This is a genomic window from Sulfitobacter sp. SBS6, assembly GCF_048285585.1.
GTDB classification, from domain to species: Bacteria; Pseudomonadota; Alphaproteobacteria; order Rhodobacterales; family Rhodobacteraceae; genus Sulfitobacter; species Sulfitobacter pontiacus.
Genome location: NZ_JBLWBA010000004.1, coordinates 245,821 through 265,536, shown reverse-complemented (window position 1 = coordinate 265,536; position 19,716 = coordinate 245,821). Strand labels below are relative to the sequence as shown.

The window sequence follows — 19,716 nt, the reverse complement described above, 5'->3', positions numbered from 1 at the left end:
ATGAACGTTGTAAAAAGTATCGCAAGCCTTGGTCTCGTGGCCTTTCTTGCCGCTTGTGGATCCGCAGATCGCTATGCCGTGGACATGCCCCCGGTCACAGAGCAGGTGAGCATCCGCTTCAACTCGGTCGAAGTGCGTGACGTATCGCTGCCCAGCTATGCGGCTGCCGATGAAATCCACGTACGCAAATCGAACGGCACGTTGGTGAGCTCTTCCGACGAACTTTGGGCGGATTCACCCGAACGGGCCGTCGCCTTGGAATTGAGCGAGAACCTGTCGCGCCTCACCAACCGCCGGATCGCATCCGAGCCTTGGCCATTCGAAGCCTATCCCGATGCCCGGCTTGAGCTGCGGTTCAGCGAATTGCTGGCCGCTGAAACAGGCCAGTTCCGCGCTTCGGGCCAGTATTTCGTAGCCGTATCCACCGGTGGAAGCGAACGATCGGGGTTGTTTGACCTGACCGTGGCTTTCGACCCCAAGGGGGGTCCGGCTGCCATAGCGGCGGCACGGGGGCAACTGATCCTTGATTTGGCCAGCTATATCGCCAAGAATGGACTAAAGTGACGTAATTCCAGCGCGATTTCCCGATAGGGGAAAATTTTATACGACTTTTGATTGAATTTTTTTCATAAGGATTTAGCAAGGCCGCCATCACCCTTTGGGCGCAATCGCATAACAGGCAGACCTTCTTCATCTCATGCCCGTTGACGCTACCTGCGATACCGCGGGCATCTTGCCTGATACATTACTTTTGCCAGTTCTGGCCATGATCAACGGACCACATGCATATGATGAACCAAAGCCAATCGAACTTTTCCGGGCCCAGGGACGAAGATGACGACACCATCGATCTTGGCGCGCTGATTGGTACGTTGTGGCGCGGCAAACTGATTATCGCTGCTGTCACACTGATTTTCATGCTGCTGGCGGGGTACTATGCCTATGGCGTGGCTGTGCCGACCTATCGATCCACCGCGGTTGTGGTGCTGGACACCAAAGAAGACAGTATCGTGGACCTGCAGGCCGTGGTTGGCGGGTTCTCGGGCGATAGCACCGAGGTCAATACAGAGGTTGAGGTACTGCGGTCCCGTGGGTTGGCGGGCAAAGTTGTCGACCGGCTGAACCTGATTGATGACCCCGAGTTCAACGGCGAACTGCGCGAACCATCCATGATCGGTGGCATGGTCTCTGGCCTCAAGGGGATGCTTTCTTCGGGGCCACCCGAAGAAGAGTTGGACCCTGAACTTCAGAAAGCCAAAACCCGCGATGCGGTTGTGCAGGCTTTGCTGGACAAGGTCTCGGTTTCTAACATCCGCCAAAGCCTTGTGTTCAACGTCACGGCTGAAACGGAATCTCCGGTTAAATCTGCCCAGATCGCGAATACGATTGTTGAACTGTACATCTTGAACCAAATCGAAGTGAAATTCGAGGCGACGGAAAAAGCGACTGAATGGCTAAGCAACCGTGTGTCCGAGCTTCAGATCGAGCTTGAGAATGCCGAGAAGAAAGTATCCGAATTTACAGCGCGCACCCAACTGGTTTCGATCGAGGGCCTGCAAGCGCTCGAGCGTCAGATTAAAGAGCTGCGTGACCGCATTGATGGTGCCGCCTTGACCCGCGAGGCGCTTGAAACACGCCTTGCTGACCTAGAGGCCGCGCAGACGCCGGATGAAAAGCTCGACGCGGCGCAAGACGCCGCACTGACGCGTATCTTTAGCAACGGGCTGTCGTCGGAAACGAACCAGACGGCATTTGACCTGCGGTTTGACACGGTGATGACACGGGTTCGGGCTGATCTTGTGCGCAGCACGCAACAGCTCGAGGCGCTGCGCAACTCGGAAAAAGAGCTTGGGGAGCAGCTGGCCTCGCAAGGGCAAGACCTGATTGAGCTGCAACAGCTGACCCGTGAATCCGAAGCAACGCGTCTGCTGTATGAATATTTCCTGACCCGCCTCAAAGAGACCTCTGCCCAAGAAGGCATCCAGAAGGCCGACAGCCGCATGCTGTCGAGCTCGGTCGTGCCAAATTCACCAAGCGCGCCGAAGAAATCGCAGATCATTGCGCTGGCGATGATCCTCGGGGCGATGGTCGGCTCGGGGCTCGTACTGCTGCGCGAATTCAAAACCCGCACGTTTCGCACCGCGAACGAGCTTGAGCAACACACCGGCTATACCGTGATCGGGCAGATCCCGCTGATCCCTTCGCGTCACCGCAAGGACACGCTCAAGTATCTGTCGGACAAGCCGACGTCTGCCGCCGCCGAAGCGATCCGCAACCTGCGCACCTCGCTGATGCTGTCGAACCTCGACAAAAAGCCGCAGGTCATCGTATCGACCTCGTCCATCCCGGGGGAGGGTAAAACCACCGTCTCGCTGTCGCTGGCGAAATTCCTGTCCGGTCTGGGCAAATCCGTCCTGCTGGTCGAAGGCGATATCCGCCGCCGCACGCTGAATGAATACTTCCCCGATATGCCGCGCAATGGTATCGCGTCTGTCCTGAACGGCGATGTGAAATTTGCCGATGCCATCCATACGCCTGACGGTTTTGGCGCGGATGTTCTGGGCGGCGAAAAGACCAATGTGAACGCGGCGGATATCTTCTCCTCCGATCGGTTCAAATCCTTCATCTCCGAGATGCGCGATCAGTATGACTTCATCATCATCGACACGCCGCCTGTGTTGGTTGTGCCGGATGCACGTATCATCTCGCAGAATGCCGACGCGATCCTGTTCTCTGTGAAATGGGACAGCACGAACAAGGGGCTGGTCGAGGAATCCATGCGCTTCTTCCACAACTCGAACCAGCGGATCACTGGTCTTGTGCTCAGCCAGATCGATGAGAAGGGCATGAAGCGCTATGGCTATGGCGGCGAATACGGTGCCTATGGGGCCTACGGCAAGGGCTATTACGACAGTTAAGCAAGGCTTGGGCATGCCTCAAAACTGCCCAAATCTTTCCCCTCAAGGGACATAACAGGGCCGCTCTGCTAGGCGATATTCATTGGGAAGTTATCCCAGTGAGGACCCTCAGATGGCACGTATGAAAGAGATCGCGACAGCTGCTGGCACGCTCGCCTGCGCTTTGGGCATCGGCTACGTGATGCAAAGCTCTGACGCTGCGACAGCCCGCTATGGCTCTGACGCCGCTGTGAAAGAGCAAGAGCTGCGCCGGCTAAGCAACGAGAATGCCGTGCTCGAGGTCGAAGACATCGTCCTCACCTCGGCCGAGTTCAATGCAGCCCCGCTGGAGCCCACGGTGGAGCTGCCCGATTCTGCTCCCGTCATGTTGGCCGCTGCAAGCGCGGACGAACCGATCTCTCGCCCAGTTTCCGCCCCAATTGCGACGGAACCAGCGGCCACACAGACCTGCGATATCACCGCGAACGCGCGCCCCGTCGCGGCAGCTATGGTGAACCTGACACTGGCGGCACCCTGCATGCCAAACGAACGGATCACAGTGCATCACAGCGGCATGATCTTTACCCAAACCACATCTGACACCGGCGCGCTGGACATTACCGTTCCGGCGCTTGCGCAGGATGCGACCTTCGTCATTGCTTTCGGAAACGGCGAAGGCGCGATTGCGGATGCGAAGATCGACGATCTGGCCGAATTTGACCGCGTGGTTCTGCAATGGAAGGGCGACACCGGTTTCCAGATGCACGCCCGCGAATTCGGGTCCGACTACGATGGTTCGGGCCATGTCTGGGCTGGCAAGCCGCGCAGCGTTGCCTCCGCGATCACCGGTGAAGGCGGATTTATGACTGTGAACGGCGACCTCAGCGCGGCAGAGCCACTGGTGGCCGAGGTGTACACATTCCCCGCTGCGATGGAAAACGCCGATGCCCGCGTTGCGCTGACGGTGGAAGCCGAAGTGATCCAGGCGAACTGCGGCCAGGAGATAGAGGCGCAATCGATCGAACTGCTTGGCGATGCCACGCTTAGAACGCGCGACCTAAGCGTCGCAGTGCCGGATTGTGATGCGATCGGCAGCTTTCTTGTGTTGAATAATCTGCTCCAAGACATGAAGGTTGCGGGACACTAACGCAACGCTTGGGGTCTTATGATCACGATTATACGTGCGGCGGTTCTCGCCGCACTTTTCTTATGTTCGGCGACGCTGTCCGCAGGGGCGCAGGATGTCGCGCTGTCCTCTCGTGATGGCAAGATTGAACTAAGCGGCACCTTGCTGGGCTTTGATGGCGAGTTCTACCGCGTCGAAACCGAATATGGCGAGCTGACGGTCGACAGCACCGGCGTTCAATGCGAAGGGCCGGGCTGCCCCAATCTGGACCCTTTCGTCGCCGAGCTGCAGCTTTCGGGTTCGGCCACGATGGGCGAAGTGTTGATGCCTGCCTTGATCGACGGGTTTGCGCAGCGCAACGGCTATACCGCTGTGCGCGAGGATGAAGACGAACACCGCTTTACCTACCGGTTGATCGACGAAAAAAGTGAACAAACCGTTGCACTGTTCATGTTTCGGGCCAGCAACAGCGACGAAGGCTTTGCCGATCTTCTGGCCGATGAGGCGGATATCGTGATGTCCCTGCGCGAAATGCGCCCTGAAGAGCGGGTCCGCGCGCGCGAGGCGGGGTTGGGTGATATGACGGGCCTGAACCGCAGTCGCGTGCTGTCGCTTGATGCTGTCGTGCCGGTGGTGTCGGCCTCGAACCCGGTTAAGCAGATTTCTCCGTTGATGTTGGCGCGGGCCTTTGCGGGGAAGGTGACCAACTGGCAGGCGCTTGGCGGGCCGGACGCACCCATTGATCTGCATCTGCCCGATACCAGCAGCGGGCTGGCACAAGCGATCAGTGATCAGGTGATGCGGCCCGCGACGCTGAAGTTCACCGACAATATCACCCGCCATGCCCGCCCTGCCGATCTGGCGGAAGCGGTGGCAAACGACAGTTTCGCGCTTGGCATCACCAGCTATGCAGAACAGCGTGACACCGATGTGTTGACGCTCTCTGGCAGCTGTGGCTTTGCGCTCGATGCCTCGCGCCGCACCATCAAGACCGAAGATTACCCGCTGACCGCGCCGATGTTTCTGTATTTTCCGGCCCGCCGTCTGCCACAGGTGGCGCGAGAATTTCTGGCCTTTACCCGCAGCCCTGCTGCGCAGATCGTGATCCGGCGCGCGGGGTTTGTGGATCAGACGCCCGAGGAGATCCCCGTCGAGGATCAGGGCAACCGATTTACAAACGCGATTGCTGTCGCGGGGCCCGAAATCACGCTTGAGGAACTACAGCGGATGAATGCAGCGTTGAAGCCCATGGCGCGGCTGTCGACCTCTTTCCGGTTCGAGGCGGGATCGGTGCGTCTGGATGCACAATCGCGGTCAAACGTGCAGCAACTCGCCCGCGCGCTCGAGGTGGGGCAGTACGACGCGCGCCGTTTGTTGTTCGTGGGGTTCAGTGACGGGCAGGGCGCGTCTTTCGCCAACCGTGACATCGCGCTGCGTCGGGCAGAAGCCGTGCGGCAAGCGGTGATTACCGCGGCGGTGACCGCCAATCTGGAACGTGTGACGCTGGATCTGGACGCCTTTGGCGAGGCGATGCCAATGGCCTGTGATGATACCGCATGGGGGCGTCAGGCCAACCGGCGGGTAGAGGTCTGGGTGCGCTAAACCCTAGCGAAACTGGGGCGGGGCGTATTTCAGCAGCACCGGCACGACCAGTTCTTCCTCGTCGATCAGATGGCGTTTCAGCATGGGTTTGAACGCATCCAGCCGCTGTTTCATGGCCGCGGTACTGTCGAGGAAACCTGCCGCGTCCCCCTCATGGCGCAGGACGGTATTCGCTGTCTCGGCTAGATCGTTCAAAATACCATCAAGACTGTGGTGGTCGCGATCCAAAATCTCGAACCCCTGCGCCGCACCTTGGTCAAGCTGCGCCATCACCGGAAAATACTGGGCATCCTCGATATGGTGGTGACCGTGCAGCTCGTTGATCAGCATCCCGCCGAAACGCGACAGTTTGCGTTTGTAGGTCTCGGGCGGCTCGACGCGGTCCATCGCCAGTTGCGCGTCCCCCTCCATCTGGTCCAGCAGACGGCGGAACATCATATGACGATCCAACCAGAACGCGATCAGGCGGGAGTAATTCGGGTTCTCCTCCCAACCGTCGCGCGGGAAGGCTTTGATCAACGCACGCAGCGGATCGGGCAAGCCATCGCGCTGCATCAGGGAAAGCGGGTCGGGGGGCGGCGTATTGGACATAGGCCAAAGCTAGTGCCGAGGGGTGATCCGGTAAACTGCGCAAATTCGAACACGACAGTTGCGCTTATAAGTACCCTTCGCTGCGAAAACTAAGCTCGCGTGATTTGCCGATGATCAGATGGTCATGCAGGGTCAGCCCAAGGGCGCTGCAGGCTGCGAAAATCTGCTGCGTCATGTCGATGTCGGCTTGCGATGGGGTAGGGTCGCCCGAGGGGTGGTTATGCACCAGAATAAGCGCGCTGGCGTTCAGCTCAAGCGCGCGTTTGGCGACCTCTCGCGGGTAGACGGGGACGTGATCGACAGTGCCCTTGCCCTGTTCCTCATCGCCGATGACGACGTTCTTGCGGTCCAGATAAATGACGCGGAACTGTTCGGTTTCGCGGTACGCCATCGTGGTGTGGCAATAATCAAGCAGAGCGTCCCAGCCTGAGAGCACATGCTGCCGCATCACCCTTGAACGCGCCATACGGTGGGCTGCGGCTTCAATCACCTTAAGCTCGACAATCACCGCGTCGCCCACGCCCGAGATATCCTTAAGCCGTGGTTCAGGCGCGGTGATCACGCGGTTGAAGTCGCCGAACCTGTCCATCAGCGCACGGGCCAGCGGTTTGACATCACGGCGCGGGATGGCGCGGAAAAGCACCAGTTCAAGCAGTTCATAGTCCGGGATCGCTGCGGCACCGCCCTGCATAAAGCGTGCGCGCAAACGTTGTCGGTGATCCGCTATATACGAAGGCTGTTTGCCCGATGCGGGCGGTGCGGGCACCGCTTCGTCCCCCAGAAAGGGCAGGCGCGGGTCGGAGAAGTGAGCGTTGTTGCGTCCCATTGGCCCAGCTTGCGGCCAAAGAGGTTATCATCCCGTTAACGTGGGCAGGGGCAAAAACAAAAAGGGCGGAGCCTGCGCCCCGCCCGATGCTTTGTATGCTCAGGTGTTACCCTTTCATCGAATCCCAGAAGGATTTCACCGACGAAAAGAAGCTGCTGCTTTCAGGATTGTTGTTGGAGGATTCCTTTTCGAACTCCTGCAACAATTCCTTTTGGCGGCTGGTCAGGTTCACCGGCGTCTCGACTGCCAGTTCGATGATCATATCGCCCGTACCACCCCCACGCAGCGGGGGCATGCCCTTGCCGCGCAGGCGCATCTGGCGACCGGACTGGCTGCCCGCCGGGATTTGCACGCGGCCACGGCCACCGTCGATCGTTGGCACCTCGATGCTGCCCCCAAGGGCGGCGGTGCTCATCGACACGGGAACGCGGCAGAACAGGTTTGGCCCGTCGCGTTCGAACAGCTTGTGGTCCTGCACCTCGATAAAGATGTACAGATCACCCGACGGCCCGCCGCGCATGCCTGCTTCGCCTTCGCCGGCCAGACGGATACGTGTGCCGGTTTCAACGCCCGCAGGGATGTTGACCGACAGCGCACGGTCTTTTTCAACACGCCCGGCACCGCGGCAGGATTTACAGGGGTTCTTGACGATCTGACCCATGCCCGAACAGGTCGGACAGGTGCGTTCGACCGTGAAAAAGCCCTGTTGAGCACGAACCTTGCCCATACCGGAACAGGTGGGGCAGGTGGTCGGCTCTGCGCCGCCTTCTGACCCGGAACCGTTACAGGAATCGCAGGCCACAGAGGTGGGCACGTTGATCGACTTCTGCATGCCCCGATACGCATCTTCGAGCGTAATCCCGAGGTTATAGCGCAGATCGGCGCCGCGCGCGGCACGGCGTCCGCCGCCGCCCCGCTGGCCACCCATGAAGTCGCCGAACAGGTCGTCAAACACGTCAGAGAACGCCGAAGAGAAGTCGCCCTGACCGCCGCCGCCAAAGCCGCCGCCACGATGGCCACCGCCACCGCCCATACCCCCTTCAAAGGCCGCATGACCATACCGGTCATAGGCGGCTTTCTTTTCGGGGTCTTTCAGGACTTCGTAAGCTTCGTTCGCTTCTTTGAACTGGGCTTCGGCATTGGGGTTGTCGGCATTGCGATCGGGGTGCAATTCCTTGGCTTTGGTGCGGTAGCCCTTTTTGATCTCGTCGGCAGAGGCACCTTTAGCGACGCCGAGCGTCTCGTAGTAATCACGTTTGGCCATGAATTAGCTCCTACGCTGGAACGTGACGGGCCGGCCCGGCAAGCGGACCGGCCCCTTCAGTGGTTCCGTGGGCGTGCTTACGCGCGCTTGTTATCGTCCAGATCTTCGAAATCGGCATCGACGATATCGTCGTCACCTTCGGGTGCATCCGCAGCCGGGGCAACGTCTTCGTTTTCGTCCTGAGCCGCCTTGTAGATGGCTTCGCCCAGTTTCATCGCCGCTTCGGTGACGTTCTGGATACCGTTGTTGATCTTATCAACATTGTCGGTCGCCAGTTCGTCGTTCAGTGCAGCAATGGCCAGTTCGATCGCTTCGACGGTGGTCGGGTCAACCTTGTCAGAATGCTCTTCCAGCGACTTCTCGGTCGAGTGGATCAGCGATTCCGCCTGGTTTTTCGCCTCGATCAATGCGCGGCGCTCTTTGTCGGCGTCGGCATTTTCTTCGGCGTCTTTCACCATCTTTTCGATATCCGCATCGGACAGACCGCCGGACGCCTGGATCGTGATCTTCTGCTCTTTGCCTGTGCCTTTATCCAGCGCGCCTACGGCAACAATACCGTTTGCGTCGATGTCAAAGGTCACTTCGATCTGGGGCATGCCGCGGGGTGCGGGTGGGATGCTTTCCAGATTGAACGCACCAAGGATCTTGTTGTCCGCAGCCATTTCACGCTCCCCTTGGAAGACGCGGATGGTCACGGCGCTTTGGTTATCCTCGGCGGTCGAGAAGACCTGCGACTTCTTCGTCGGGATCGTGGTGTTGCGGTCGATCAGACGGGTGAACACGCCACCCAGCGTTTCGATACCAAGGCTCAGCGGTGTCACGTCCAGCAGAACAACGTCTTTGACGTCGCCTTGCAGAACACCGGCCTGAATGGCCGCACCCAAGGCAACAACCTCGTCAGGGTTCACACCCTTATGGGGCTCTTTGCCGAAGAACTTGGTCACTTCCTCGATGACGCGCGGCATACGTGTCATACCGCCGACCAGAACGACTTCGTCGATCTCGGATGCGGATACACCGGCATCTTTCAACGCGGCTGCGCAGGGCTTCATCGACGCTTTGATCAGGTCACCAACCAATTGCTCCAGCTTGGAGCGGGTCAGCTTCATCACCATGTGCAGTGGCGAGCCATCTTTGCCCATCGAGATGAACGGCTGGTTGATCTCTGTCTGGCTTGCGCTGGACAGTTCGATCTTGGCCTTCTCTGCCGCTTCTTTCAGACGCTGAAGCGCCATCTTGTCTTGGGTCAGGTCGACGCCGTTGGTCTTTTTGAATTCATCCGCAAGGTAGTTCACGATGCGCATGTCGAAGTCTTCACCACCCAGGAACGTGTCACCGTTGGTGGATTTCACTTCGAACAGGCCATCGTCGATCTCAAGGATGGTCACGTCGAATGTACCGCCGCCAAGGTCATAGACCGCGATGGTTTGCGTGTCTTTCTTGTCCAGACCATACGCCAAGGCCGCCGCTGTCGGTTCGTTGATGATCCGCAGTACTTCCAGACCGGCAATCTTGCCCGCATCTTTGGTCGCCTGACGCTGAGCGTCGTTAAAGTAGGCAGGCACAGTGATCACGGCCTGGGTGACTTCTTCGCCCAGATAGGATTCCGCTGTTTCCTTCATTTTGCCAAGGATGAACGCAGAGATTTGCGAGGGGGAGTATTTCTCGCCCTTGGCTTGTACCCATGCGTCACCATTCCCACCGTCCATGACGGTGAAGGGCAGGTTCTTTTTGTCCTTGGCCAGATCCGCGTCGTCATTGCGACGGCCGATCAGGCGTTTCACGCCGAAAATTGTGTTGTCTGGGTTGGTAACCGCTTGCCGTTTGGCAGGCTGCCCAACCAGACGTTCGTCGTCTGTGAACGCAACGATGGAGGGCGTGGTGCGCGCGCCTTCGGCGTTTTCGATAACGCGAGGCTGGCTGCCGTCCATGATGGCGATACAGCTGTTTGTCGTTCCTAGGTCGATACCAATAACTTTGGCCATGTTTGATCCCTCTTTTACTCAAGGCGATGACACGAAGCGCAGGCCCGTTGTGGCACCTTTGCCCCGATCTTTTTCACCAAAGGCCGGATGCCTTTAGCGGTTCTCGGCGTATATAAGGAGCAGATATGGACCCTGCAACCGTTGCATGAGAAAGGAGAGGCGGATTCTGCGTGGATTTTTCGCGAAAGCAGGCAAGAAGGGCGTTTAGATGACGATATTGCGGTTACGCGGCTTCGAAATTCACAAATCATACCTTACGTTGTCGGCGCAGCGCGGGCTGCTGGATGCTGTGCGCGGCGTGGTCAAACAGGTGCCGTTCTTCCGCCCCGTCATGCCAAGCGGGCAGCAGATGTCGGTGCGTATGACCTCCGCGGGGGACTACGGCTGGCTGTCCGATACGCAGGGCTATCGCTATGCGCCAACCCACCCCAACGGCACCCCGTGGCCTGCGATCCCGCCCGAGGTATTGGCGATCTGGAATGACCTGACGGGGCTAGAGCGGCAGCCGGAGTCCTGCCTTATCAACTATTACGCGTCAGACGCGAAGATGGGCCTGCATCAGGACAAGAACGAGACGGATTTCCGCTGGCCGGTCGTGTCCATCTCGCTTGGCGACGAAGGAATGTTGCGCGTCGGCGGTCAGAAGCGCGGTGGCAAAACCGACAGCCTTTGGCTGCAATCGGGCGATGTCGTTGTCATGGGCGGTGAGGCACGGCTGAACTATCACGGGATCGACCGCATTCGTGCGGGGTCTTCGACGCTGTTGCCCAAGGGCGGGCGGATCAACATCACACTGCGGGTCGTGACCTGAGCCTAGCGTCGCGCGCTCCAGCTCGCGGAGGCGTGTTTACGGGTGTAGAATTCACCCATCAGCCCGATCACCATCAGGACCACACCGACCCAAACCGCATATTCCCAGTTACTGTAGCGCGGGTTGTAGTTGATAAACGCATAACCGCGCGCCTGGTCGATGACGTGGAACAAGGGGTTCCAGTCAAACATGGCCAGCATGAAGGAGGGCAGCGAATTGGCCAGAAACATCTTGCCCGAAGCGATCATATTCGCCCGCTGGTAAATCGTCGTGAAGATCTGTGTAAAGGCCGGTGCCCAGGGTTTGATCGCTAGCAGCACCATCCCCACGGCCACGCCCGTAAACCACGCGATCATCAGCATGAACATCACGCCCGACGGGTCGTAGATCACCACCGGGTTGAAGGCCAGGTGATAGACCGACATGATCAGGATCAGCGATAGCATCTGAATATACAGCGCGCCCAAGGCCGCCGCAGCCAGTGCGATCATCGTGGTCATCGGCGCGTGTTTCATCATCGCACTCGCCGGTCCCTCGGCAGCGGCGACGGCGGCAACCGTTTTGGTGTGCACCATGAACAGAAAGATGCCGGTCATGATGTAGATCACGAAATCGCCCCGAATGGCCGCCCCGCGCATCCCCAGAACCGAGAACATGACATAGAACACGCCAACAAAGATCACCGCTTGCAGGATGTTGATCCCGATGGCGGCAAAGGCATTGTTGTGCTGCTTGCGCACAGAGCGCACGACGGAGTGGTAGACGAGTTCAAAGAAGTTAACGGCCGAGCGGAAATTGCCCGTGTTGGTGCGCCTTGGTTGAAACATCGTAAAGCCTCTTTGTGACGTACCCTCGCACGGAATTCTTGCTGTTCCGTCAAGGCGCAATCATAAGGGGTTTGCGCAAAGTAATCAACGAAACTGAAAAGGCCGCGACATTATGGATTATGAGCAACTGGTAACGGTGATGCGCCGTTTGTCGATCGAAGCAGGCGACAAGATCATGGAGATTTACGGCGCGGATGATTTCGAGGTCAAAACCAAATCCGACGAAAGCCCTGTGACCATTGCCGACGAAGCGGCGGACAAGATCATCTCGGAGGGGCTGCGCGCGGCGTTCCCTGATGTGATGCTTGTCACGGAAGAGCAGTCGGCCACCCATTCGGCATCGGGCGATACATTCCTGATCGTGGACCCGCTGGACGGCACGAAAGAGTTCATCAACCGTCGGGGCGATTTCACCGTGAACATCGCGCTGGTCGAAGGCGGCGTGCCGACACGCGGTGTGGTCTATGCCCCCGCCCGTTCGCGCATGTTTTTCACGCTGGCCGATGGCAGCGCGGTCGAGGAAACCGGCGATTTCCCCAAAGACAGCATGGGCCCTGTGCAGCCGATATCAGTCTCTACGCCGGATAATGCCGCGCTGATGGTCGTCGCGTCCAAGTCGCACCGCGATCAGGCGACCGATGACTACATCGCGAAATACAATGTGCGCGACATGAAAAGCGCGGGCTCGTCGCTGAAGTTCTGCCTGATCGCCACGGGCGAGGCGGATCTTTACCCTCGGGTCGGGCGCACGATGGAATGGGACACGGCTGCAGGCCACGCGGTTCTGACCGGCGCTGGTGGGGCCGTTGTGCGCTTTGACGACCTGACCCCGCTGACCTACGGCAAAGCCGATTTTGCCAACCCCTTCTTTATCGCCCATGCACCGGGCGTTGATCTGAAAGCCTCCTGATGTCGGTCCTTATTGTCATTCCCGCCCGCTATGCCTCCACCCGCTATCCGGCGAAACCGCTGGCGCTGTTGACAGGGGCGAGCGGTACGGCACGCAGCCTGATCGAACGCAGCTGGCGTGCTGCCTGCGAGATTCAGGGCGTCGACAAGGTCGTTGTGGCCACCGATGATGATCGCATCAAGGACGCCGCCGAAGCCTTCGGGGCCGAGGTGGTGATGACCTCGGTCGACTGTGCCAACGGGACAGAGCGTTGCGCCGAAGCCCATGCGGTTCTGGGCGGTGGCTATGACATCGTGGTGAACCTGCAAGGCGACGCGCCGCTGACACCACATTGGTTTGTCGAAAGCCTTGTGCAGGGTCTGCAAGGCGACCCTGATGCCGGTATCGCGACGCCGGTATTGCGCTGCGATGGCACGGCGTTGAACGGGCTGCTGGCCGACCGCAAAGCGGGTCGGGTGGGGGGCACCACCGCCGTTTTCGCTGCGGATCATGCGGCCATGTATTTTTCAAAGGAAGTCGTGCCGTTCACGTCGAAAACCTATGAGGATACCGATGCCACGCCGGTGTTTCACCACGTGGGCGTCTATGCCTATCGCCCCGACGCGCTGGCGGCCTATCCGTCATGGAAGGTCGGCCCGCTTGAACAGCTTGAAGGGTTGGAGCAGCTGCGCTTCATGGAAAACAGCCACAAGGTGCTCTGCGTCGAGGTCGAGGCCAAGGGCCGCCAGTTCTGGGAGCTGAACAACCCCGAAGATGTGCCAAAGATCGAAGCGATGATGGCCGAGATGGGGTTGGCGTAATCGCACCGCCCCACCGCCATCGCCAATATTGCGGCGGGGCGTGCAACCTGTAATGAATAAAGCCACAGCGATCCGGCGTTCTGATTTATTTAACGAAAACGACGGATAAGGCGCAAAGATGTGCAAGCTGCGGCATAAAGGAGCTTTTGACCGCAAAATCAGCAAGAAGCCGCCATATTTTAGGCGCTGCCCATATTTAGGGCTGGCAGCATGGTGGTTTGCAATTCAATGAGCGCTAACTCGGTTATCCGCACGTAAATGTATAAAGGCGACGATTTCACATGGCTAAGAAAGTAACAAAAGCGATTTTTCCGGTGGCAGGTTTGGGAACGCGGTTTTTGCCCGCGACAAAGTCTGTCCCCAAAGAGATCATGACCCTGGTCGATCGCCCGCTGGTGCAATACGCCATCGACGAGGCCCGCGCGGCGGGCATCAAGGAATTCATCTTTGTCACCTCCCGCGGCAAGGGCGCGCTGGAAGATTACTTTGATCACTCTCCCGTGCTGGAGCAGGAACTGCGCTCCAAGGGCAAGACAGAGCTGATGGAGATCCTGAAAAGCACCAATATGGACAGCGGTGCCATCGCCTATATCCGCCAACACAAAGCGCTTGGTCTGGGCCACGCGGTATGGTGCGCCCGTCGTCTGATCGGCAATGAACCCTTTGCGGTGATGCTGCCCGATGACGTGATTGCTGCCGATAAGCCCTGCCTGCAGCAGATGATCGAAGCCTATAACGAGACCGGCGGCAACATGGTTGCGGCGATGGAAGTGAACCCTGAAAAATCCTCCTCCTACGGGATGCTGGACATCGACGAGGGCCAAACCGATGGCGAGCTGGTCAAGGTGAAGGGCATGGTCGAAAAGCCCAAAGCCGAAGACGCGCCGTCGAACCTTGCCGTAATCGGCCGCTATATCCTGTCGCCGAACGTGCTGAAGAACCTGAACCAGCTGAAGTCCGGCTCGGGCGGGGAAATCCAGCTGACCGACGCCATCGCAGCAGAGCTGACCCAAGGCAATGATGTCTATGGTTACCGCTTCAAGGGCCAGCGTTTCGACTGCGGTTCCAAGTCCGGTTTCCTGCAGGCGACCGTGTCCTTCGGGCTGGCACGTGAAGAGCTGCGCGATGATCTGCGTGCGTATCTGCAAGACATCATGCAGGGTGAAACCGCAGCGCAATAAGCGCAGGACGATAGGGACGGGCGTATGGCGAATATCTTGGTCACCGGCGGCGCGGGCTATATCGGGTCGCACGCGTGCAAGGCGCTGGCCGCCGCAGGGCATACCCCCGTCACCTTCGATAATCTGGTCACCGGCTGGCGTGACGCAGTAAAATTCGGCCCGTTCGTGCAGGGTGACCTGCTGAACCGCGCCGAGATTGACGCCGCGTTTGAACAATACCAGCCGGTCGCCGTCATGCATTTTGCCGCGCTTAGCCAAGTGGGCGATAGCATGAAACAGCCCGGCACCTATTGGCGCAACAACGTCGAAGGGTCGCTGAACCTGATCGAGGCGACGGTCGCCGCAGGCTGCAAACACTTCGTCTTTTCGTCCACCTGTGCGACCTATGGCGATCAGGACAATGTCGTGCTGGATGAAAATAGCGCGCAGCACCCGATCAATGCCTACGGGGCCTCCAAGCGCGCGATCGAAGATATCCTGCGCGATTTCGAGGCGGCTTATGGCCTGCAAAGCGTGATCTTCCGCTATTTCAACGTAGCCGGTGCCGACCCCGAGGGGGAGGTGGGCGAATTCCACCAGCCCGAGACACATTTGATCCCGCTGATGCTGGACGCCATCGACGGCAAACGGGATGCGCTGACGATCTTTGGCACCGATTACGATACGCCCGATGGCACCTGCATTCGTGATTATGTGCATGTCTGCGATCTGGTGGATGCCCATGTTCTGGGGCTGAACTGGCTGCGAGAGGATAAGGGCAGTCGCGTGTTCAATCTGGGCACCGGCACCGGGTTTTCCGTGCGCGAGGTTGTGGAACACAGCCGCGAGGTCACCAACCGCGCCGTCCCCATGACCGAAGGCGACCGGCGACCGGGCGATTGCACCAAACTGGTCTCGGGCTCGGTCCGCGCCGAGACAGAGCTGGGCTGGCGGCCCACACGGTCGACCCTGCAGCAGATGATCACCGACGCGTGGAGATGGCACCAGACCGGCCACTATAGCGCATGACCGACAGCGCCGCTGTTCCCGCGTCGCGAGGGGCCCGGCTATGGGGTGCCTATCGGATGCGGTTGAAACGGCGGCGGCTGCTGTGGCGTGCTTTGCGGTCGCGGAATCAGTTGAAAGCGCCAACGCGGCCCGCCATTCCGCGCGATGGCGTGCTCGCCTTTGTCGTGCTGCGCAACGAGGCCGCGCGGCTTCCGTATTTTCTGGATCACTACCGCGATCTTGGCGTCGCGCATTTTCTGATGATCGACAATGGCAGTGACGATGGCAGTACCGAAATGCTGGCGGCACAGCCCGATGTGACCCTGTGGCAAACCTCTGCCAGCTATCGCGCGTCGCGGTTCGGGCTGGATTGGCTGAACTGGCTGCTGTGGCGGCATGGGCACGGGCGCTGGTGTCTGACCGTCGATGCGGACGAGCTGCTGGTCTATGACCAGATGGAGACGCGGAAGCTGCCCGCATTGACCGATCAACTTGAACGTAAAGCGCGCAAAGGGTTCGGCACGCTGATGCTGGATATGTTTCCGAAGGGCCCATTGGGCGCGCAGTTTTATGCCCCCGGCCAAGACCCGGCGCAGGTGCTGGATTGGTTCGACCCCGCCCCCTATCGGGCAGTACGTCAGTGGCCGCTGAACAACCTTTGGGTGCAGGGTGGTGCCCGCGAACGGGTTTTCTTTGCCGATCGTCCCAGCCAGTCACCGACGTTGAACAAGATACCGCTGATCCGCTGGCATCGGCGCTATGTCTATGTGAATTCGACCCACTCCCTCCTGCCGCCCGCGCTGAATGACATCTACGATGGGCCGGGGGGGGGGGAGGCCTCGGGGGTGTTGCTGCACAGTAAGTTCCTGCCAGAGATCATTGCGAAGTCCCGTCAGGAAAAGGCACGGGGGCAGCATTTTCACAACCCAGCACAGTTTGACGGTTACTATGACCAGATCGCTGACGCCCCCGATCTGTGGCATGCAGACGCGCGGCGCTATACCGGGCCGGCGGATCTGGAAGACTGCAACCTGATGCGCAGCCCCTGGGCCTGAATTTCCCGGCCTGCCCGTCATTCCGGCAACGCGTAACTGTTTCAAAGTACGTTGTTTATGAACACGGCCCATGACATATTGGCTTGGAACCTGATGGAATGAAGGCCCTAGGCCGGCAGGGCATTCCGCGCAGGGTATGGAGAACACGTGAGCCTTTGGGATTCTTACAAGATGCGCGTGCGGCGCAAGCGGCGGTTGATCCGGGCGCTGCGCAAGTCGTCCGAGCTGACACATGTTCAGGACAACACCAGCGCCATCCGTCCCGATGATGTCTTGCTTGTCTGCACCATGCGGAACGAGAAAATCCGGCTCCCGTATTTCCTGGAGTATTATCGAGAGCTGGGGATCAACCACTTTCTCTTTGTCGATAACGGGTCCGACGACGGCAGTGCCGATTACCTGCGCGGGATGAAGGATGTCTCTGTCTGGCATACGGATGCCAGCTATCGGCGGTCGGGGTTCGGTGTCGACTGGATGAACTACCTCAAACGCAAATACGCGCACGGGCATTGGGTGCTGGTGGTCGATCCGGATGAATTCTTTGTCTATCCGTTTTGCGATACGCGGCCGGTTCAGGCGCTGACCGACTGGCTGGATAACTGCGAGATCCGCAGCTTTGGCGCGATGCTGCTGGATGTCTACCCCAAGGGACGGCTGGGGGATGAACCCTATCAAGAGGGGCAGAACCCGATGGAGATCGCATCGTGGTTCGACAGCGGCAACTACGCGATCTCGCGCAATGCCAAATATGGAAACCTGTGGATACAGGGCGGGCCGCGTGCGCGGGTATTTTTCAAACACAAGCCCGCCAAGGCCCCCGCGCTGAACAAGGTGCCCTTGGTCAAATGGGACCGGCGCTATGCCTATGTCAGTTCCACCCATATGCTGCTGCCGCGCGGGTTGAACCGTGTCTATGACGAATGGGGCGGAGAGAAAGCATCAGGCGTGCTGCTACATGCCAAATTCCTGGATACCTTTAGCGCCAAGGCGGCAGAGGAGCTTGTGCGCGGCCAGCACTATGCCAAATCCATCGAATACAAGACCTATGCCAACAACCCCGACCAGAACCCGCAGCTGTGGGGCAAGTGGTCCGAGAAATATATCAACTGGCGCCAGCTCGAGATTCTGGGGCTCATGTCCAAGGGGAACTGGGCATGAGCGTCGGGATCGTCATGCTGGTGCACACCGCCCTTGGCCGCGCTGAACAGGTCGCGCGACATTGGGCGGCGGCGGGCTGTCCGGTGGTGATCCACGTCGATAAATCGGTGCCACGCCAGACCCATGATGCTTTTGTGCAAGCGTTGGCGGATGTGCCCGCGCTGGTGTTCAGCAAAAGATACCGTTGCGAATGGGGGACATGGGGGCTGGTGGCCGCCTCGCAAACCGCGTCCGAGATGATGCTGAACCGCTTTCCGGATGTGCGCCATGTATATCTGGCATCGGGGTCATGCCTGCCGCTGCGTCCGGTGAAAGAGCTGATCGACTATCTTGCCGCCCGCCCGCGCACCGATTTTATCGAAAGCGCCACTACAGCCGATGTGCCCTGGACCGTCGGCGGGCTGGACGAAGAACGTTTTACCATGCGTTTTCCCTTTTCGTGGAAACGGCGGCGCTATCTGTTCGACAAGGCGGTGGCTGTGCAGCGCTTTATCGGGCTCAAGCGGCGTATCCCCAAGGGGGTCGTGCCGCATATGGGGTCGCAATGGTGGTGCCTGACGCGGCAAACCCTGTCGGCGATCCTGCAAGACCCGAAACGCACCGCCTACGACGCCTATTTCCGCCACGTCTGGATACCGGATGAAAGCTACTTCCAGACGCTCGCGCGGCTGTATTCGACCCAGATCGAAAGCCGGTCGCTGACCCTGTCCAAGTTCGATTTTCAGGGCAAGCCGCATATCTTTTACGACGATCACCTCCAGCTTCTGCGGCGGTCCGATTGCTTTGTCGCGCGCAAGATATGGCCCAAAGCGGACAGGCTCTACGAGGCGTTCCTCACCGATGAGGCGGGTGCCATGAAGCGGACAGAGCCGAACCCCGGCAAGATTGACCGTGTCTTTGCCAAAGCGGTTGAACGGCGTACGCGGGGGCGGGCGGGGCTCTATATGCAAAGCCGCTTCCCCAATGAAGATTGGGAAAATGGCGTCACCGCCGCGCCCTATTCCGTGTTTCAGGGATTTGTCGAGCTGTTCGAGAACTTTGAACCCTGGCTCACCAAATCCACCGGCGCGCGGGTGCATGGCCATCTGTTCGCACCGGATCGCGTGCATTTTGCCGATGGGCAGAACTCGATCAACGGGGCGCTGAGTAATAGCGCTAAGATACGCGACTATGACCCCAAGGCGTTTCTGACCAATCTGATCTGGAACACCCGTGGCGAACGTCAATGCTTCCAGTTCGGCCCGCAGGACAATCAGGATATCGTCTGGAACATCGCCAAGGATCCGAATGCGCAGGTGTCGGTGATCACCGGGGCTTGGGCCGTGCCGCTATTCCGGTCCAATCAGGATTTCGCCGACATTCGCCGCACCGCCGCCGCGCTGCAAAAGATCGAAAGCGAACATATGAAGGTGCTGCGGTCGCATTACGCCAAGGCGCGGGTGCGTATCTGGACGATGGCCGAATTCATCGAAGCCCCGATGGAGCCGCTGCAAAGCATTCTGGACGAGATCGGGCAGGTCAAAACAGGTCGTCTGTCCGAGGTGCCAAAGATGGCGGATCTCACCGGCTTTGGCCAATTCCTGCAGAACCTCAAGAACCAGGGGATGCACCCCTATCTGATGGGCGACTTTCCTGTTGAACGTGGCATGTTGGCCCCCCAGAAACCGCCGCGCAAACCCTATCTGGTGCAATAAAT

General features: G+C 59.2%; 17 protein-coding genes. 12 read left to right on the top strand and 5 right to left on the bottom strand.

The genetic code is table 11. The features are described from left to right. The 4 genes from ACNQ62_RS02535 to ACNQ62_RS02520 all read left to right on the top strand — a co-directional run bounded on the left by ACNQ62_RS02535 (position 1) and on the right by ACNQ62_RS02520 (position 5,625). Positions 1-564, top strand: a complete 564-nt coding sequence (locus tag ACNQ62_RS02535) for a PqiC family protein (protein ID WP_005850596.1) — start codon at positions 1-3, stop codon at positions 562-564. A 218-nt stretch (positions 565-782) separates the two neighbouring features. Continuing rightward, the gene (locus tag ACNQ62_RS02530; RefSeq protein ID WP_418094127.1) at positions 783-2,918 is read left to right on the top strand and encodes a GumC family protein; all 2,136 of its coding nucleotides are present in this window, start codon (positions 783-785) and stop codon (positions 2,916-2,918) included. 112 nt (positions 2,919-3,030) lie between these two features. After that, positions 3,031-4,044, top strand: a complete 1,014-nt coding sequence (locus tag ACNQ62_RS02525; protein ID WP_418094126.1) for a hypothetical protein — start codon at positions 3,031-3,033, stop codon at positions 4,042-4,044. Positions 4,045-4,062: 18 nt separating this feature from the next. After that, entirely contained in the window at positions 4,063-5,625 is a 1,563-nt protein-coding gene (locus ACNQ62_RS02520; protein ID WP_037965569.1) for a substrate-binding domain-containing protein, read from the top strand. Between the two features lie 3 nt (positions 5,626-5,628). On the opposite strand, the gene ACNQ62_RS02515 is transcribed toward ACNQ62_RS02520, so the two are convergent. The 4 genes from ACNQ62_RS02515 to dnaK form a co-directional block, all read right to left on the bottom strand. Next, the gene (locus tag ACNQ62_RS02515; protein WP_418094125.1) at positions 5,629-6,216 is read right to left on the bottom strand and encodes a hemerythrin domain-containing protein; all 588 of its coding nucleotides are present in this window, start codon (positions 6,214-6,216) and stop codon (positions 5,629-5,631) included. A gap of 64 nt (positions 6,217-6,280) precedes the next feature. Continuing rightward, a complete protein-coding gene (gene radC / locus ACNQ62_RS02510; protein ID WP_418094124.1) occupies positions 6,281-7,042 on the bottom strand; it encodes a RadC family protein in 762 nt (253 codons plus the stop codon). A 106-nt stretch (positions 7,043-7,148) separates the two neighbouring features. Beyond that, positions 7,149-8,306, bottom strand: coding sequence for a molecular chaperone DnaJ (dnaJ, locus tag ACNQ62_RS02505; RefSeq protein WP_005850586.1), 1,158 nt, complete (start codon positions 8,304-8,306; stop codon positions 7,149-7,151). Positions 8,307-8,383: 77 nt separating this feature from the next. Then, on the bottom strand, positions 8,384-10,291 hold the full coding sequence (gene dnaK / locus ACNQ62_RS02500) for a molecular chaperone DnaK (protein ID WP_005850585.1): 1,908 nt from the start codon (positions 10,289-10,291) through the stop codon (positions 8,384-8,386). A 208-nt stretch (positions 10,292-10,499) separates the two neighbouring features. On the opposite strand from dnaK, the gene ACNQ62_RS02495 reads away from it, so the two are divergent. Beyond that, positions 10,500-11,102, top strand: a complete 603-nt coding sequence (locus ACNQ62_RS02495) for an alpha-ketoglutarate-dependent dioxygenase AlkB family protein (RefSeq protein WP_037942528.1) — start codon at positions 10,500-10,502, stop codon at positions 11,100-11,102. Positions 11,103-11,104: 2 nt separating this feature from the next. Here the strand turns inward: ACNQ62_RS02495 and ACNQ62_RS02490 are convergent, their stop codons facing one another. Continuing rightward, a complete protein-coding gene (locus ACNQ62_RS02490) occupies positions 11,105-11,929 on the bottom strand; it encodes an ABC transporter permease (RefSeq protein WP_005850582.1) in 825 nt (274 codons plus the stop codon). A gap of 112 nt (positions 11,930-12,041) precedes the next feature. On the opposite strand from ACNQ62_RS02490, the gene cysQ reads away from it, so the two are divergent. From cysQ to ACNQ62_RS02455, 7 genes are all read left to right on the top strand, one after another. After that, positions 12,042-12,839 (top strand): 3'(2'),5'-bisphosphate nucleotidase CysQ, encoded by a 798-nt coding sequence (cysQ, locus tag ACNQ62_RS02485; RefSeq protein WP_418094123.1) that lies wholly within the window; start codon positions 12,042-12,044, stop codon positions 12,837-12,839. Further along, positions 12,839-13,639, top strand: coding sequence for a 3-deoxy-manno-octulosonate cytidylyltransferase (locus ACNQ62_RS02480; RefSeq protein ID WP_418094122.1), 801 nt, complete (start codon positions 12,839-12,841; stop codon positions 13,637-13,639). Before cysQ ends, ACNQ62_RS02480 begins: the two co-directional genes overlap by 1 nt. Before the next feature lie 281 nt (positions 13,640-13,920). Continuing rightward, positions 13,921-14,820: a UTP--glucose-1-phosphate uridylyltransferase GalU gene (gene galU, locus ACNQ62_RS02475; RefSeq protein ID WP_005850578.1), complete on the top strand. Its 900-nt coding sequence runs from the start codon at positions 13,921-13,923 to the stop codon at positions 14,818-14,820. A 24-nt stretch (positions 14,821-14,844) separates the two neighbouring features. Beyond that, positions 14,845-15,828 (top strand): UDP-glucose 4-epimerase GalE, encoded by a 984-nt coding sequence (gene galE, locus ACNQ62_RS02470; protein WP_009825625.1) that lies wholly within the window; start codon positions 14,845-14,847, stop codon positions 15,826-15,828. After that, positions 15,825-16,862, top strand: a complete 1,038-nt coding sequence (locus tag ACNQ62_RS02465; protein WP_418094121.1) for a glycosyltransferase family 2 protein — start codon at positions 15,825-15,827, stop codon at positions 16,860-16,862. The genes galE and ACNQ62_RS02465 overlap by 4 nt, the downstream gene beginning before the upstream one ends. A 171-nt stretch (positions 16,863-17,033) precedes the next feature. After that, positions 17,034-18,020, top strand: coding sequence for a glycosyltransferase family 2 protein (locus ACNQ62_RS02460; protein ID WP_009825623.1), 987 nt, complete (start codon positions 17,034-17,036; stop codon positions 18,018-18,020). Continuing rightward, positions 18,017-19,714: a beta-1,6-N-acetylglucosaminyltransferase gene (locus ACNQ62_RS02455; protein ID WP_418094120.1), complete on the top strand. Its 1,698-nt coding sequence runs from the start codon at positions 18,017-18,019 to the stop codon at positions 19,712-19,714. The genes ACNQ62_RS02460 and ACNQ62_RS02455 overlap by 4 nt, the downstream gene beginning before the upstream one ends. The last annotated feature ends 2 nt before the right edge of the window (positions 19,715-19,716 follow it).

Excerpts from the sequence above, each read along its gene's own strand:
- cysQ (WP_418094123.1), top strand. The coding sequence starts at position 12,042 with ATGGATTATGAGCAACTGGTAACGGTGATGCGCCGTTTGTCGATCGAA.
- ACNQ62_RS02515 (WP_418094125.1), bottom strand. The coding sequence starts at position 6,216 with ATGTCCAATACGCCGCCCCCCGACCCGCTTTCCCTGATGCAGCGCGAT.
- ACNQ62_RS02530 (WP_418094127.1), top strand. The coding sequence starts at position 783 with ATGCATATGATGAACCAAAGCCAATCGAACTTTTCCGGGCCCAGGGAC.
- ACNQ62_RS02525 (WP_418094126.1), top strand. The coding sequence starts at position 3,031 with ATGGCACGTATGAAAGAGATCGCGACAGCTGCTGGCACGCTCGCCTGC.
- ACNQ62_RS02520 (WP_037965569.1), top strand. The coding sequence starts at position 4,063 with ATGATCACGATTATACGTGCGGCGGTTCTCGCCGCACTTTTCTTATGT.
- ACNQ62_RS02480 (WP_418094122.1), top strand. The coding sequence starts at position 12,839 with ATGTCGGTCCTTATTGTCATTCCCGCCCGCTATGCCTCCACCCGCTAT.
- dnaK (WP_005850585.1), bottom strand. The coding sequence starts at position 10,291 with ATGGCCAAAGTTATTGGTATCGACCTAGGAACGACAAACAGCTGTATC.
- ACNQ62_RS02490 (WP_005850582.1), bottom strand. The coding sequence starts at position 11,929 with ATGTTTCAACCAAGGCGCACCAACACGGGCAATTTCCGCTCGGCCGTT.
- ACNQ62_RS02465 (WP_418094121.1), top strand. The coding sequence starts at position 15,825 with ATGACCGACAGCGCCGCTGTTCCCGCGTCGCGAGGGGCCCGGCTATGG.
- galE (WP_009825625.1), top strand. The coding sequence starts at position 14,845 with ATGGCGAATATCTTGGTCACCGGCGGCGCGGGCTATATCGGGTCGCAC.
- ACNQ62_RS02535 (WP_005850596.1), top strand. The coding sequence starts at position 1 with ATGAACGTTGTAAAAAGTATCGCAAGCCTTGGTCTCGTGGCCTTTCTT.
- dnaJ (WP_005850586.1), bottom strand. The coding sequence starts at position 8,306 with ATGGCCAAACGTGATTACTACGAGACGCTCGGCGTCGCTAAAGGTGCC.
- ACNQ62_RS02460 (WP_009825623.1), top strand. The coding sequence starts at position 17,034 with ATGCGCGTGCGGCGCAAGCGGCGGTTGATCCGGGCGCTGCGCAAGTCG.
- ACNQ62_RS02495 (WP_037942528.1), top strand. The coding sequence starts at position 10,500 with ATGACGATATTGCGGTTACGCGGCTTCGAAATTCACAAATCATACCTT.
- galU (WP_005850578.1), top strand. The coding sequence starts at position 13,921 with ATGGCTAAGAAAGTAACAAAAGCGATTTTTCCGGTGGCAGGTTTGGGA.
- ACNQ62_RS02455 (WP_418094120.1), top strand. The coding sequence starts at position 18,017 with ATGAGCGTCGGGATCGTCATGCTGGTGCACACCGCCCTTGGCCGCGCT.
- radC (WP_418094124.1), bottom strand. The coding sequence starts at position 7,042 with ATGGGACGCAACAACGCTCACTTCTCCGACCCGCGCCTGCCCTTTCTG.